Annotated in this window: 13 protein-coding genes; all 13 read right to left on the bottom strand. The window is 59.2% G+C overall.

What is annotated here, in order from left to right:
* Positions 1-86: 86 nt before the first annotated feature.
* From asnB to pseG, 13 genes are read right to left on the bottom strand one after another with little or no spacing between them, the layout of a single operon-like run.
* Entirely contained in the window at positions 87-1928 is a 1842-nt protein-coding gene (asnB, locus tag EPD60_RS09280; protein ID WP_131449069.1) for an asparagine synthase (glutamine-hydrolyzing), read from the bottom strand.
* A gap of 49 nt (positions 1929-1977) precedes the next feature.
* A complete protein-coding gene (locus EPD60_RS09275; RefSeq protein WP_131449067.1) occupies positions 1978-3087 on the bottom strand; it encodes a glycosyltransferase in 1110 nt (369 codons plus the stop codon).
* 2 nt (positions 3088-3089) lie between these two features.
* Entirely contained in the window at positions 3090-4376 is a 1287-nt protein-coding gene (locus EPD60_RS09270) for a lipopolysaccharide biosynthesis protein (RefSeq protein WP_131449065.1), read from the bottom strand.
* On the bottom strand, positions 4373-5602 hold the full coding sequence (locus EPD60_RS09265) for a polysialyltransferase family glycosyltransferase (protein ID WP_131449063.1): 1230 nt from the start codon (positions 5600-5602) through the stop codon (positions 4373-4375). The genes EPD60_RS09270 and EPD60_RS09265 overlap by 4 nt, the downstream gene beginning before the upstream one ends.
* A complete protein-coding gene (locus EPD60_RS09260; RefSeq protein WP_207896587.1) occupies positions 5599-6852 on the bottom strand; it encodes an N-acetyl sugar amidotransferase in 1254 nt (417 codons plus the stop codon). The genes EPD60_RS09265 and EPD60_RS09260 overlap by 4 nt, the downstream gene beginning before the upstream one ends.
* A 17-nt stretch (positions 6853-6869) precedes the next feature.
* Positions 6870-7742, bottom strand: a complete 873-nt coding sequence (gene hisF / locus EPD60_RS09255) for an imidazole glycerol phosphate synthase subunit HisF (RefSeq protein ID WP_131449059.1) — start codon at positions 7740-7742, stop codon at positions 6870-6872.
* Positions 7735-8370, bottom strand: coding sequence for an imidazole glycerol phosphate synthase subunit HisH (gene hisH / locus EPD60_RS09250; protein WP_131449057.1), 636 nt, complete (start codon positions 8368-8370; stop codon positions 7735-7737). The genes hisF and hisH overlap by 8 nt, the downstream gene beginning before the upstream one ends.
* Entirely contained in the window at positions 8367-9497 is a 1131-nt protein-coding gene (locus EPD60_RS09245) for an N-acetyl sugar amidotransferase (RefSeq protein WP_131449055.1), read from the bottom strand. Before EPD60_RS09245 ends, hisH begins: the two co-directional genes overlap by 4 nt.
* Positions 9494-10273, bottom strand: a complete 780-nt coding sequence (locus tag EPD60_RS09240; RefSeq protein ID WP_131449053.1) for a cytidylyltransferase domain-containing protein — start codon at positions 10271-10273, stop codon at positions 9494-9496. The genes EPD60_RS09245 and EPD60_RS09240 overlap by 4 nt, the downstream gene beginning before the upstream one ends.
* Positions 10270-11055 carry an SDR family oxidoreductase gene (locus tag EPD60_RS09235; RefSeq protein WP_131449051.1) on the bottom strand — a complete coding sequence of 262 codons (786 nt, stop codon included), beginning with the start codon at positions 11053-11055 and terminating at the stop codon, positions 10270-10272. The genes EPD60_RS09240 and EPD60_RS09235 overlap by 4 nt, the downstream gene beginning before the upstream one ends.
* Before the next feature lie 6 nt (positions 11056-11061).
* A complete protein-coding gene (locus EPD60_RS09230; protein WP_131449049.1) occupies positions 11062-12066 on the bottom strand; it encodes an N-acetylneuraminate synthase family protein in 1005 nt (334 codons plus the stop codon).
* A 6-nt stretch (positions 12067-12072) separates the two neighbouring features.
* A complete protein-coding gene (gene pseI, locus EPD60_RS09225) occupies positions 12073-13113 on the bottom strand; it encodes a pseudaminic acid synthase (RefSeq protein WP_131449047.1) in 1041 nt (346 codons plus the stop codon).
* Positions 13103-14554 carry a UDP-2,4-diacetamido-2,4,6-trideoxy-beta-L-altropyranose hydrolase gene (gene pseG, locus EPD60_RS09220; protein ID WP_131449045.1) on the bottom strand — a complete coding sequence of 484 codons (1452 nt, stop codon included), beginning with the start codon at positions 14552-14554 and terminating at the stop codon, positions 13103-13105. The genes pseI and pseG overlap by 11 nt, the downstream gene beginning before the upstream one ends.
* Between the last annotated feature and the right edge of the window lie 47 nt (positions 14555-14601).

Genomic DNA, 14601 nt, shown 5'->3' with positions numbered 1-14601 from the left:
GGGGCAATGTGCTAAACGAAGTCTGGAAATCATAAACGGGTTTGCGAAGAACGCGTTACCAATTAACCAATAGACTAATAGACCACTTACCCGTTTTCTTCCAGCCACCAGTGCAGCACCGTAAGGAGCCACAGGCGGAAGTAGGAAGAGTTTTCGCCTTTGTAAAAACGGTCTTTGAGGGCCAGCGCTTCGCGTGTATTGACGAGGCCGTGCTTTTCGATGACGGCCTTCGTCAGGTATTGCTCCACAAGCGGGCGCAGCTCCTGTTGCAGTGCCTTGTCGAGGGCGATGCCGAAGCCCCATTTGGGACGGTCGAAATATTGCTGCGGCACCAGGTCGTAGAGCACCTGCTTCAGCAGGTATTTCGACTGGCCGTTCTTTTCCTTGAGGCTTTCGTGCAGGTTGAGCGAAAACTTGATCACCTCCAGGTCGAGCAGGGGCACGCGGCTCTCGAGTGAGTATTTCATCGAGGCGCGGTCCACCTTTACCAGCAGGTCGTCCTGCAGGTAATGGGCGAGGTCCCAGAACGACTGTCGTTCGCGTACGCTCAGCGGGCGCACGCTTTCCACGTCCTGGTTAAAAGCTTCAAGTGAATAGCCGTTAAAAGTCAGCAGGCGCTTCAGCTCGGCGCTGTGAAAGTAGTCCTGGCCGTAGATATGACTTTTGATCAGGCTTTCCTTTTCATAGCCCAGCATGCGGCCGGCCTTCTTGTAATAGTCGGGCGCCATCCGGCTGGCGGCGTAGAGCGGCTTGCGCAGGGCGCGGAGCAGCGGGTTTTGCAGGCGCTGTGCCCAGGTGTAGGTGCCGTAGCCGTAAAACTGTTCGTCGCCGCCGTCGCCGCTGAGGGCCACGGTTACATGCTTCCGCGCGAGCTTGCTCACCAGCATCGTCGGGAAGGCCGACGTGTCGCCGAAGGGCTCGTCGTACACACCCAGCAGGTCGGGCACCATATCCATGATGTCCTTCTGGTGAATGGGCAGCTCGTAGTGCTCGGTGCCGAGGTATTTGGCAATAGCCGCGGCATAGGGCGCCTCGTTCACCTTCCCGTCCACCACGGCGATGCTGAATGTCTTTACCTTCTTCTCCGAAACCTTGGATGCAATGGCCGTAACGGTGCTGCTGTCGATGCCGCCGCTGAGGAAGGTACCCGAGGGCACGTCGGAAATGAGCTGGCGCTCCACGGCGCCAAAGAGGATGTCTTTCAGCAGGCGCTTTGCCTCCGCTTCGTCGGTAACGAGGCTGCTTTTGATATGGTCGCTCAGCTGCCAGAAGGGCCTGATCTCCGACAGGCGCGGCGTGTCGCCGGCGAGGCGCACTTCGGCATAGTGTCCCGAAGGAAACTTATGTACGTTCTCGTAAATGGTGAGCGGCGCCGGGATATAGCTCAGGTGCAGGAAGAAGGGGATCGCCTCACGGTTTACCTTCAGCCCGGGGTAGAGTTTTTTGATCGACTTCAGCTCCGAGGAAAAGCTGAACGACTGTCCGTCGTAATAATAAAACAGCGGCTTGATGCCCACGGGGTCGCGGGCGATGGTAAGCACCTGCTCCTGCTTGTCGTAGATGCCGAGGGCGAACATGCCGTTGAGCCAGGCGAAGCTTTCGGCGCCGTAGCGCACGAAGAGCTCGAGGATCACCTCCGAGTCGCCGTGCGTTTTCCAGGCATGACCCGGCAGCTTTTCGCGCAGCTCGTTGAAGTTGTACACCTCGCCGTTATAGATCATCACGTAGCGCTCGTTGGCCGAGGCCATCGGTTGGTTGGCGCCTTCGGAGAGGTCGATGATGGAGAGGCGGCGGTGGCCGAGGCCGATGCCGCAGTCGTCATAGAAATAGCCGCCCGAGTCGGGGCCGCGGTGCACGAGTGCATCCGTTGTATCCTGGAGCTGTGGGTGCGTGAGGCCTTTCGTAAAGAAACCGGCAATGCCACACATAAATTCTGGGTTTTATTTTGATTCCGCGGGAAGACCGCAAAGTTAAGGGCTAGGCAAGGGCGTCGGCGGGCACGGGAGGTGTCGTGTAGGTGCCCGAGATCACGTCGCCGTAAATATGTTCGATCCTGTCGCGGTAGGCCGCCTGGTTGTAAAGCTTTTTGCAATAATGGTAGGCCGCGTCCACATGCATTGTACGGAATGTAATGTCGGTCTCCAAACGCTGCAGCAGCTTTGCGGCCGCCGCGGCGCTGTCAAGCGGGAAGTAGTGGGCGTGCCCGCCCGTCACTTCCTCAAACACCTTGATGTTGCTGATGAACACGGGCAGGCGCAGCGCGATGGCTTCCACCACCGAGATGCCGAAGCCTTCCTGGTGCGAGGCCAGCATGAACAGGTCGTACTGCGTCAGCAGGCCTTTGAGCTCGGAGGCGCTTCCGCAGAGGCGCACCGGCAGCCCCTCGGCATCGATCTTCTGCTGCAAAGCGCCGCGCAGGTGGCCTTCGCCATAGATATCCAGCTGGATGCGGTGCTCCTTGCAATGCTCCATCACCTCCAGCAGGTAGGCGTAGTTCTTCGCCTCTTTCAGGTTGCCCACGGCCACGCAGCGCAGCACGTCGCTTTGCGGCTTCGGCGCGGCCCCGTATTGAAAGAAAGCGTCGGGAATGAAGTTATAAAGCACATACTTCCTGCCGCTGAAGCGCACGAACGCGAGGTAGTCTTCAAGCACGAAGTGCGACACGCCCACCAGCACGTGCCGGTTGCGGAGCGTGAGCCGTTCGGCCCAGAGGCTGAGGCGGTTCTTCTTGAAGGCATCGATGCTGAGCGTGCTGTGGATGGTGGTGACTAGCGGGGTGTTGCGGGGGATGGCCAGGCGCGCAATGAGCGAGCTCACAATGAGGTGCGAGTGCACCAGCGAGGCCTTTTCTTTTTTGATCACCGCCCGCAGCTTGCCTGCCGTGGTGTGCAGCGAGCCCCAGCCTTTGTGGTGCAGGCAGACGAACTCGACGTCCTCGCCGGTGATGCCCGACATCTCGCCGCCGTGCAGCAGGTATACGATCACGTGGCGATGACCCGCCAGCAGGTTGACCGTATTCTTAAGCAGTATCTCAGCGCCTCCGGTGCGCAGCGAATCGATGACGTGAACGATAGTAAGCTTACTCATGGTCAGGAGAGGGCTGCTTGTTTTACTTTCTTGAACTGAAGCCAGGGCAGGGGAATAAGCCGTTGCGCGATCCAGGCCACCACCATCATCAGCAGGAAAAAGGACAGGGCCGTTGCATAGGCCGCGCCGATCGCACCGAAATAGCGGATGAAGAAAAGGTTGAAGAGAATATTGGAAACGACATTGAAAATGGCGAGCCATCCGAGGATGCCGCTGCGCTTGAGGTAGAAAATAACACCCGAGAACAGCATGTAGCCGCCCCAGAAAATGTAGCCCAGCCCAACCCAGAAAACGTATTTGAGTCCGCCGGCGTAGCGTTCATCGATAAAGTAGTGAAACAGGATCGGCGAGAAGATGGCGAGGCCGGCGAGCAGGGCTACGCTGATGCCGACGTAAACATAGCCCACCTTTACGATCTGGAGCTTGCTTTCGCTGGAGCCGTCGGCCAGCTTCTCCATCTGGAACGGCGTGTAGAAATTGAAAAATGCGTTGATCGCCACCATGACCAGCATGCCAACCGTATAGCCGATGCCGTAGATGCCGGCCTCGTCGAGCCCATGGGGCACCAGCTTCACGATGAAGAGCCGGTCGGACTGGTTCACCACGAACTTGCCCACGCCGTGCAGCACCAGCGGCGCGCCGAAAAGAAGGCCCTGTCGCACGTAGCGCCATTCGAGTTGCGTGGTGAGCATACCTTGCCGGTAGAAATACAGGGTGCCGAGCACGAAGTGCACCAGCGAGCCGATCAGCCAGGAATACATACGGCCTTCCCAGCCCATATCGAGCTTTACCACGAAGAGCACCGTGAGCCCGATCTCCAGCGCTGTTTTAAGCAGGGAATAAAACGCGAACAGGCCGGCCTTTTTCTGGATCACCAGGAAGACGCTGAATTGCTCGTTGAAGATGCTGATGAGGGTCAGTGCGATGATGATATAACCCCAGTGACTCCCGGCGCGCTCGAGCTCCAGCGGCGCCATCAGGCGGCTGTAAAAGAGCCAGGCGCCGATGGCCAGCACCAGCGCGTTGAACACCGGGATCAGCTGCAGGGAGCTGAATTGGCGGGCGAAGGCGCGGTCGTCCTTTTTGGTGTAGTAGTCTACGTTGATGATGCTGTAAGCCGAAAGGCTTACGATCGGGATAAGGATCGAGATATAGGAGTTGAAAAGCGAAAAAAGCCCGTAGTCGGCCGGGCTCAGGTAATGCGAAAGCACCGGCATGATGAAGAAGTTCACCCCCGCGCTGACAACGCCTACGATCGTATATAAGGAAAGCTGCTTGAGGAACTTCATGGTTGAATCAGCGCCTGGATCACCCGCTCGGTGGCCTTGCCGTCGAAGGGATAGTTGAAGCGCATGAGGAAATCCTGATAGGCTTCCTTGTTCTGGATAGCCAGGTTATTGGTAACCCAGTATTCGTATTTTGTTTCGAGGTCGGCCGGGTCGAGCGACAGGTGGCAGAGCCCGGTGGCGGAAAAGTCGGCACCGAAAACATGCGGTACCGGGTGCCACCCGAGGATGACCATATTTTTCTGCGCGCAGAGCAGCCCGTTGATGAGGCTCGAGCTGTAGCCGAGCAGCAGGCGGGCATCCATATACAACTGGTGGAAGTCGCCATGCTGGATGATCTCCACGTGATCCGGGTCAAAGTTGTATGCTTCCCAGGCGGCGCGGCTCGAGCGCGGGTGGAGCTTGATATAGAGCTTCACCTTGTGGCGCGCCGCGAAGGCGATAAGTGCCTTTGCGATCCGCTCGTGGTGCGGCTGCGTCCAGCCCACGAGGTTCTCTTCGTAGAAAGGCTGGTCGATATAGACGATATGCCCCTTGTCGCTTCGCGAAACCGAATAGTACTCGTCAAAGAAGGGCACACCGGTAAAATAACACTGCTCTTTCTTTACGCCGGTGTACAGCGCAAACTCTTCGTAATTCGCTTCGTTGAACACGATACAGCGCTTCGGTATGCGCTCGGCGAACATATTCTCGGCGAGCACCTTGTTGGGCGCTTCCTTGAGCATGCGCACCGGGAGCATCCGGTATTTCCGGGCGGCTGCGCGCGTGCTGAAGCGCGGGCGGGCACCGTAGTAGAACCATTTTGATTTGACGACGTCACCAAAGCGGCCGAAGAAGCGCTTTACGAGGTAAGGCAGCTTCTGCTTGCGGAAGGTGATCTCGCCCCAGCGCACGATGGCGGTCTCGCGGCTGCCGGCGGCGCCGTGCTCGAGGAAGTAGGTCGACACGCCTTTGTAGTTGGCGTAGGTAATGAGCGCGATCTGCCGCAGGTCGATGATCTCGAAAAGCACGATGCGGTCGGGCTTAACCCGGCGCAGCAGGTCGGCGGGCGTGCTGAACTTCTTCCAGTAATGCACCGCGCCGAAGCGGATGGGGAGCGACTCCCAGTCAACCTCCGACATCTGCTCGGCACCTTCGTGCCACAACAGTTCCCATTCCACGCCGGGCGTATCCTTCAGGTACGCGTACAGGTCTTTCCGCAGCGGCTCCACAATCAGCAGGATCTTCATATCGTCGCTTTCCGGTAGTGCCCTTTCCCGATCAGGATATAATGATCGTCGTTGTATCCGGGCCGGCCGTTGGGTGTCAGCACAAAATTGGGGTCCGCGCCGGGCATGAGTTCCAGGCGCGCACGGTCGATGGCGGCAGCGTCCTCGCCCGGGGGCAGCAGGTCAATCTTCCGCTCCCATTTCCAGTCGTCGTTCCGGCGCCAGATGGCCGGGTTGCGGAACTGGTTGATGAGGTAGTTGAAGCTGTTTTCGGCAACACCGAGCCAGTCGAGGAACAAGCCGAGGTTGCGCGGCTCGCGCGTAGTGTATTGTTTTATCAGCTCGGCGCCCTGCTCGCGGGTCATGCGGCGGAGACGGATCTCGCGGGCCACATGATCGGTCACCTTGCCGTAGCCATGCTTGATATACTTGATGTAATCGTGCACGTCGGAGTAGTTGAAGCAGTCGACGTCGTTGTAGGTATCGAAGGTCCGGGTTTGCGGCGCGGTTTCATAGCCATACAGGCGGATCATCTCCTCGTGCTGCGCCTTGCTGTCCCAGCGGACGTAGTTGTTCAGGTAAATGCCCCGTACACCAACACGCTCGATCTCTTTGTCGTCGGGATAGGCGAATTCAAACACGTCGCTTTCGCGCACGTTGTCGTATTCGACATTTACGAGGTCTTCGGCTTCGTAGCCCATCAGGTCGTGCTCCTTGCGGTACTTGCGGCTCATCTCCACTTCGTCGAGGTGCGAGTACATGCCCACCTGGTCAACGCCCTGGTGCGCGCCCCATACGATCAGCGGTATCTTGAGCTGCACGGCCATCTGCACCGGGTACACGGTTTGCCCGGCGATGCAGTGCCAGTACATGCTGCCGAAGCGGCGCATCGTGGCCCGCGTGATCTTCTTCACCTTCTCGGGGCTCACCGTCAGCATCATAAAGTCGCAGTCGAACTTGATGCGCAGGTTGGCCAGGTTACGGTAGGCGAGATCGGTGTTATAATGCTTGTTATAGCTTACCAGCAGCGGGTTCATGCCGTACACGTTCTTCACCGTATGCACGATGAAGTGTGAATCGCGGGCGCCCGATACCGGGATGATGCAGTCGTAGTTATTGCCCGACTTGCAGCGGTACTGCTCCAGGACGGTCCGCAGCTTTTCGCCGCGCTCGTTCCAGTCCAGCACGTCTTTCTCTTCGTGCACCCGGCAGCCGCTGCAGATGCCTTCCTCGTCGAACACGAGGTTGAGCGGATGATTTTCCGGGTACAAACAACGTTTACAAAACCTCATATGATCTCCTTCTCGATGTGTATATACAGCAGGTTTTCCAATGTCGAATCGCTTTTCTTCAGCAGGCGCAGCGATTCATCGACGGTGCTTTCGGCGTAGTCGGCGTGTGTTTCCAGGCGCAGGTCCACGCCGTTGTTCAGCAGGTGGCGCTTGGTGATGTTGACGCTGTGCTCGGTGAAGTGAAAGAAGTTCCCGGCGGCCGCGGCCGATACGGGCACTTCGTTAAGCAGTTGCAGCATGTCGTTGGCGTTGCGTGCGCCGCCGGCGGCGATCACCGGCACATGCACCGCGTCGGTGATCGTGCGGATCAGCTCCAGGTCGTAGCCGGTATAGGTGCCGTCGCGGTCCACCGAGTTGATGAGGATCTCGCCGGCGCCGAGGTCAACGGCCTTGCGGGCCGCGTCGGCGGGCGTGATGGCCTCGTTGCTCTTGTCGAGGTAATTGAACACACGGTAGCCGTCGTCTGTCTTTACCGCGTCGATCGACACCACCGCGCACTGGTCGCCGTAGCCCTTGGCCACGGCCGTAATGAGTTCGGTGTTGGTGAACAGCGCCCGGTTGAACGAAACCTTGTCGGCGCCGCAGCGCATGATCAGCTCCTCCACGTCGTGCAGGTCGTTGATGCCGCCGCCGATGGCCAGCGGCACCTGGCAACGCTGCGCGGCGAGGCGGTACATCCCGAAGTCGGGACGCTCGCCGCGTTTGCGCGCGGTGATGTCAACCATCATCACGTCGTCGATGCCCCACTTGTTGAGGAACTCCAGGATCACCGGCGGTCGTCCTACGGGCAGGTATTTATTAAACCGGATGCTTTGCACCACTACGCCATTGTAAACCGGCAGGCAGGCCGCAATTCTTTTCTTAAGCATATTGTGCTAAGCCGCTAAAAATCGAACGAAATAGTTTGAGACCGTTGACCTGGCTCTTCTCGGGGTGAAACTGCACGCCGAAGATGTGCCGGTCCTGAACGGCTGCCGTCACGTTGACGCCGTAATCGCAGGTAGCCGCGATATGGGCGGGGTTGTCGGGCACGAAATGATAGCTGTGGTCGAAGTAAAAGTGGCTGTCGTTCTCGAGGCGGGTGAAGAGAATGTCTTTCTTCAGCACCGAGATATTGTTCCAGCCCACGTGCGGCACGCTGTACTGCGCCGGCAGGTCGAGCTTCACCACGCGGCCCTTGATCCAGTCGAGGCCTTCGTGATGGCCGTTCTCCTCCGAAGAAGTAGCCAGCATCTGCATGCCGGCGCAGATCCCGAGGATGGGCTTCTGGTTTACCAGCACCTCTTCGTTGAGCACTTCCTGCAGCCCGCGCGAGCGCAGGTTGCTCATCACGGTTTCAAAGGCGCCGACACCGGGAAGTACCAGGGCATCGGCGGATTTGATGTCGGCAACCTTGTCGGAAATGCTCACGCGGTAGTCGAGCTGGCTGATCGCGTTCACCACCGAACGCGTGTTGCCGACGCCATAGTCGATCAGTACGATCCTGAGCTTGCTCATAAGCCTGTACCAACTTTAAATTTAGGAATATAGACGCCTTCCGACTTGCGTTCGAAAAGCTCCTTGTTTGCATATCGGTCCACCACTTCCCAGAACTCCTTCACGGAGATCTCGATGTAGTCGCAGAATTCTTCGATGATCTCTTTCGAGCACTTGCCGTCGAAAAGCTCCACGATGCGGATGCCTTCCTCGCGGCTCACGCGCCCGTAGCGGATCTCCTCGTTGATATTGTCGGAAGCACGTCCGAAGCCGAACTTGAGCCACTTGATCATCATGTTCATAATGAAGAAGTCCTCGTCGAGCATCGACGTACCCCAGTGGTCGGCATTGCCGTGAATATCTTCCGGGCGCACGTCGAGGCCCCGCATGGAGGTGACGTTGCCATTGGTGTAGATGGAAAAGTCTTTCCAGAAGTGCGCGAGGAACACGATGCGCAGCTTGGCGCGCTCCATCTCCTCGTCGGACGGGTAGGTATACTGCAGCACCTCGTGCTTGGAGAGGCCTTCCTTGAGGATCCAGCTGATGTCGCCGCCGGCCAGCGTGTTGCTGTACTTGAGGCGGTTGCCGTCGGATCCCGACTTACCCTTCATGCCCAGGTCGCCGAGCACCACGGCGGCGTTCTCTCCCCACCAGATCAGCGGGATCTGGTAGGCGATGGCGGCGCGGGGCACCGAGCTGAAGAGGGCGATCTCGGTGGCCTTGGCCCAGTTGCCGAATTCGAAGAAGGCGGTGCGCATCAGCTTGCGCCATATCTGCGGCGAGCAGCCCACGTTGACGCAGTCGAAGCCCAGCGACACCAGGTTCGACAGGTTGCGCGCGCCACGCTCCGACATCTGCTCGGGCGGGTAGTTGAGCGATACCAGCAGGGGATTCATCCCCAGGGCTTCCTTTACATACAGCGCCTGGCGGGTGCTGTCTTTGCCCCCGCTCACGCCGATGATGCAATCGTAGCCCGAGTTGCTGTGCTGGCGGCCAAACTCAATAGCCTCCTTCAGCTCCTCGCGGCGCTCGTCCCAATCGATCTCCTGCGGGTGCAGGTAGTTGGCGCAGGGCGGGCAAAGTCCGTCCTCGGTAAACTTGATGTTCGGACGGGTATCAACATTCAGACAGTTCTTGCAATACTTCATTTCACAGGCTCCTTGTAAGAAGTCATTTCCTTAAGATGTTCGATCAGGGCTTTGTTGTCGCGGTACTTCACCTCGATGCCCTGGTTGATGGCGGCGGCTTCGGGGTTGGCTTCGAAGAAGCGGATCACCTCGTCGAAGGACACGGCGCGGCGGCCCGCGTCGAGCCAGCCATACAGCTCGTTGAAAAGATCGAGGTCCACCTGCTCGTCGAGTGTGAGGCGCCAGGACTTGATAAACTTTTCCGGCGCCGGCACTTCGTTGATCTGGAACAGGTGGGGGTTGTTGAGAAAATACAGGATGAGATACTCGCTGTAATTCGTTTGCGGAAACAGCTCCCGCAGCTTCCGGATCGCCGAGGTCTTGTAGATCTCGCAGGTGAGTCCGAGTGCCACCGGCGAGCGCGTGAACGAGGCTTCGGCACCTGTTTTAAGGTGCGAGTTGATAATCAGGCTGGCAAGTTCCGCGGGCACCAGCGGGCAGTCGCCCGTGATGCGCATCACGTGCTCTGGCTCGTACTGGTCGATGACGGGCATCCAGCGCGACAGCACGTCTTCTTCCGAGCCGCGCACCACCAGCACCTCGCCGCCGAGGTTATGCGTTTCCAGCGCATCGTCTTCCGGGTTGGTCGACGTGGCCAGCACCACCTTGTCCACCTCGGGGATGGCGGTGGCGTTGAGCAAGGCGCGCTCGATAGCGGGCACGCCGTGAATGTCTTTTATCGCCTTGTTGGGCAGCCGCGAGGACTTCAGCCGGCAAGGCACGAATGCGATGATCATAATAGTCCGTTTGAAATGCCGCCATCCACCTGGATGGTTGTGCCGGTGATGCCGCCGGCGATATCGGTGCACAGGAAAGCCGCGAAGGCGCCGAGTTCTTCCGGCGTCTGGTAGCGGCCCAGGGGCAGCTTGGCCTGGTTCTCGGTCTCTACCTGCTCGGGCGTTTTACCCGCGGCCTCGGCGGCCTTTTGAATGAGCTCCTTGGCCCGGTCGGTCTTGAAGGCACCGGGGCACAGGTTGTTGACGGTGATATTGTGCCGGATCAGGTCTTTGGAGATCGACTTGGCAAAGGCCACCACCCCGGCACGGAAAACATTCGACAGCACTAGGGTTTCCGCCGGCTCTTTCACCGACAGCGACGTGATGTTGATGATGCGTCCCCAACCGCCTTTTTCCATATGCGGCACGCAGAGGTTGGTCATCCGGATCACGTACATCAGCACGCCCTGGTAGGCCTTGTCATAATCGGCTTCCTTCATGCTGCGGAAGGTGCCCGCGGTGGGCCCGCCGCTGTTGTTCACGAGGATGTCGATGCGGCCGAAGCGCGCGATCGTTTCGTTTACCACGCGCTCGTTGAATGCGGCATCCGCCATGTCTCCGGCCAGCGGCAACACGTCCACGCCCAGGGCGCGGATCTCTTCAGCCGTTGCCTCCAGGACTTCCTGGTTGCGGGCGCAGAGCACGATGTTGACACCCTCGCCGGCGAGCGAAAGCGCGCATCCTTTACCTAATCCTTTGCTGGCGCCGCCGATGATGGCAACGCGTCCTTTCAATGTGCTCATAAACTCTTAGTGAAACATGTCCGCGGAAAACAGTTCGTCCTCCGAAATATCACGGGTTGCTTTTTTACCAACGATGGCAGCAGCTTTATCGGGCGAAATGCCGGTGCCGGGGCGCTTGAAGCCGATGTCTTCGCCTTCAATGACTTTGCCGGCGGCGATGGGGCGCAGGGCCACCACGCTGCGGCGCATCACGGTGCGGTCGAGGTCCTCGCCTTTGGCGAGGTGCTTCGCGTTCACCTTCATGCTTTCATGCACGGCGCGGGCGCGGGCGATGGCTTCCTTCATCACGGGCGGCTCCAGGCAGATGGCCCAGTCAGGCCCCTGGAATACGGCGCTCATCGTGATGTGCTTGCTGATGACGGAGGCACCGGCGGCTACGGCGGCGGCAGGCATCCAGTCAACACGGGTATGGTCGATAAAGCCCACGGGCACGCCGTAGGTTTCTTTCAGCGTTTTGAGGTAACCGAGCGAAGTATCGACGGGCTCCACCCATTCGTGGCCGGAGGCCATGGAGTGCTGGCCGTGCAGGAGCACGAACTGCGCGTCGGGTTTCTGGCTGCGGATGCGGCTCACCACCCAGGCGATCTCCTCTTCCGTTGCCAGCGGCGTTGCCACGAAGAACGGGCGGCCGGTTGCCACCACCGCGTCCACGATGTGGGCGTTGTTGATGTCGGAGGCATTCACGTTGAAGGTGTCGGCGCCGAAGGCAGCCATCTTGGGCACCAGCTTGTGGCTGAGGCAGGTGGCTACAAACTGGAGGCCGTGCTGGTGGGTATAATCCACCAGCTCCTGCAGCTGCGCGTCGCTGAACTCACGCGTTTTGTAAATGGCATGGCCCGACTCGGCCCTGATATAAAAATCATCGGCATAGGCAAGCTGGAATTCGATGGCCGTGGCACCGGTCTTACCGGCGAGCTCGATCATTTGCTTTGCCTTACCGAAGTCACCGAGGTTGAACTGGCCTTCCTCGACGATGAAATAGAGTCCGTCTTTGTTGTTGAATGCTTCCACGCTGGCTTAGTTAATCAGGTCAAATTGAATGGGCGTTCCTTTTTTGATCAGCTCCTTGGCTTTCTTGCCAAGCACCTGATCGAAATATTTGGTGTGCAGCCCGAAGCCGGGACGCTTCGACTGTACGTTCTTGTCGGTGATCTCCTCGCCGGGGTTGATGTCGGCAACGGCATAAAGCGAGCGCTTGAAGTTGACGCTTTTCTCTTCCGATTTCTGCACGCCGTACTGCACGCGGCCGAGGGCCAGCTGGGCACGCTCTGTTTCCACCACGAGCGCTTTCAGTTCTTCGGGCTCGAGGGAGAAGGCCGAATCCACGCCACCGTCGGCGCGGCGCAGGGTAAAGTGCTTCTCGATGACGGAAGCACCGAGGGCAACTGCCGCCACGGCGGCGCCGATGCCCATTGTGTGATCGGAAAGACCCACCTCGCAGCCGAACATCGTGGCCAGGTGCGGGATGGTAAGCAGGTTGGTGTTCTCGGGTGTTGCCGGGTAGGTGCTGGTGCACTTCAGGAGTACGAGTTGCTCCACGCCATGCTTGCGCAGCAGGCGCACCGACTCGTCGATGTCGGCGATATTGGAAGCGCCGGTCGACATGATCACCGGTTTGCCGGTAGCCGCTACTTTTTTCAGCAGGGTCCAGTCGGTATTTTCAAAAGAGGCGATCTTGTAGGCAGGCACGTTAAGGCTTTCCAGGAAGTCAACAGCCGTCTCGTCGAAGGGCGAGCTGAAGGCGAGGATGCCGCGCTTTTTGGCATGCTCGAAGATGGGGCCGTGCCACTCCCAGGGCGTGTAGGCTTCCTTGTAAAGATCGTGCAGCTCGCGACCCTTCCACAGCGAGCCTTCGTCGTCGATGCGGTAGGCACCTTCCACGGTAATGGTGTCGGCGGTGTAGGTCTGCAGCTTGATGGCGTCGGCACCGGCGTCGGCGGCCGCGTCCACAATGGCGATGGCGCGATCGATAGACTGGTTGTGGTTGCCGCTCATTTCGGCGATGATGAAAGGCTTGTGGCCTTTGCCGATTATATAGTCACCAATTTTAAATTCCATAGTTCAGCGTATATTTTATCGAGTCGGGATATTGTTCGGTATCCTCCTTTACAAAAGCGAGCCTTTCAAAGGAGCGCTGCGAGGCGATATTGCTCTTCTTGACGAAGCCCACAACCCGCAGCGGCCGGCGGTAATCGTTGATGAGGGCACCGATGCCGGCGGCCAGGAGGGCCGCGCCGAGGCCGCGCGACCGGATGCCGGGGGCGGCAAGGTAACCCAGTACCGCTTCACTTCCGGAAACCTGGAAGCGGATCTGCGCCACGGGCTCACCGTGACGCTCGAAAATATAGAAAAAGCAAGCCGGGTCCTGGAGCTTCTGCGCAAACCAGCGGGTATGATCCTCGTAAGGAATGGGCGCCTGGTTGTACGACTGCTGCCGCACCTCGGGGTCGTTCGACCAGTCGAAGCAGGTCTTCACGTCGCCTTCATTGGCGCGCCGCACCTGCAGCTCCCGCACGTCGAAGTGCTGGCGAAACAGCTTGCTATAGCGCGCCGCGGAGCCGCCGTCGAAGATGCGCGCGCCGGCAGCCAGGGAGTCGCTGATCTCGTCGTCCGAAAGCTTGCCCAGCTTTTCGAGCGGGAAGGCCAGGCCTTCTCCTACGAAGTAGCGGTACACATCGGTCTGGTTGTCGGCGGTGGTGGCGAGGAAAGCCACGCCGCCTACCGACAGGTATTCGTATACAACCGTGCTCGGCGAGCAGATGGCGTAGCTGCAGCGCTGCATGAGCGCGGCCATCGCATCGGGCGTCAAACTATAATGAAGGGAAATATCGGCCCGAGCTCCGGCAAAAGCCTCGAGCTCTTCGCGGAAGGGGTAGGCCGCCCCTACCACCACGTGCATGTGATCGAAGCCGGCAGCGGCAAGCGCCGCGCCGCGGAGCACCTCCAGCGTCGTATTGCGTGGATCGGCACCGCCGAAGCAGATGATGCAGCTGTTATCGGTGATGGTTTGCCGGCGCGTTTTCGCCGCTTCCAGGAAGGGCGCGCGCAGCAGGGCGTAGGCAGGGCCGAGATAAAAAGTTGTGGTAGGTTCCGCTTCGTAATCAAGAGGAGTAAAGCCGCCGGAATGATTGATGACCGTGGCGGCGAGAAAGCGGTAGGCATGAATGTCGTCGATGCAGGCAAAGGAAACCTGGCGGTCAACGAGGTGCTGCTGGTAGTCGGTATCGAAATGGTAGCCGTCGAGGACAACCATCGCATCGCCGGTGGCCAGGGCGGCCAGCTGCAGCGCGTCTTCCGCGGGGGTACCCGGGGCCTGCACCTCGATGCGGTCGAAGCAGGTGGCGAGGTTGCGCAGCACCGGCTCCTGGTCGCAGCGCGTGACAAGAATGCGTTGAAAATCTTCCTGCAGCATATCGGCGAGTGCTGCGGAGCGGAACAGGTGTCCCAGCCCCATGCTGCTGCTGCCGTCGGCACGGAATACGATCGTAGGCTTGTTCATTCTATCTAAAAGAGTAGCCCCTTTCAGGCGAATTGATGATGGAAAAG

It is taken from the genome of Flaviaestuariibacter flavus (assembly GCF_004337505.1).
Lineage (GTDB): Bacteria > Bacteroidota > Bacteroidia > Chitinophagales > Chitinophagaceae > Flavisolibacter > Flavisolibacter flavus.
Note: the sequence above shows the minus strand (reverse complement) of the source record. Positions and strands in the feature narration are given on the sequence as shown.

Bases quoted from the DNA above. Each gene is read 5' to 3' on its own strand.
- EPD60_RS09265 (WP_131449063.1), bottom strand. From the start codon at position 5,602: ATGAAGATCCTGCTGATTGTGGAGCCGCTGCGGAAAGACCTGTACGCG.
- hisF (WP_131449059.1), bottom strand. From the start codon at position 7,742: ATGCTTAAGAAAAGAATTGCGGCCTGCCTGCCGGTTTACAATGGCGTA.
- EPD60_RS09245 (WP_131449055.1), bottom strand. From the start codon at position 9,497: ATGAAGTATTGCAAGAACTGTCTGAATGTTGATACCCGTCCGAACATC.
- asnB (WP_131449069.1), bottom strand. From the start codon at position 1,928: ATGTGTGGCATTGCCGGTTTCTTTACGAAAGGCCTCACGCACCCACAG.
- pseI (WP_131449047.1), bottom strand. From the start codon at position 13,113: ATGGAATTTAAAATTGGTGACTATATAATCGGCAAAGGCCACAAGCCT.
- EPD60_RS09275 (WP_131449067.1), bottom strand. From the start codon at position 3,087: ATGAGTAAGCTTACTATCGTTCACGTCATCGATTCGCTGCGCACCGGA.
- EPD60_RS09240 (WP_131449053.1), bottom strand. From the start codon at position 10,273: ATGATCATCGCATTCGTGCCTTGCCGGCTGAAGTCCTCGCGGCTGCCC.
- pseG (WP_131449045.1), bottom strand. From the start codon at position 14,554: ATGAACAAGCCTACGATCGTATTCCGTGCCGACGGCAGCAGCAGCATG.
- hisH (WP_131449057.1), bottom strand. From the start codon at position 8,370: ATGAGCAAGCTCAGGATCGTACTGATCGACTATGGCGTCGGCAACACG.
- EPD60_RS09235 (WP_131449051.1), bottom strand. From the start codon at position 11,055: ATGAGCACATTGAAAGGACGCGTTGCCATCATCGGCGGCGCCAGCAAA.
- EPD60_RS09270 (WP_131449065.1), bottom strand. From the start codon at position 4,376: ATGAAGTTCCTCAAGCAGCTTTCCTTATATACGATCGTAGGCGTTGTC.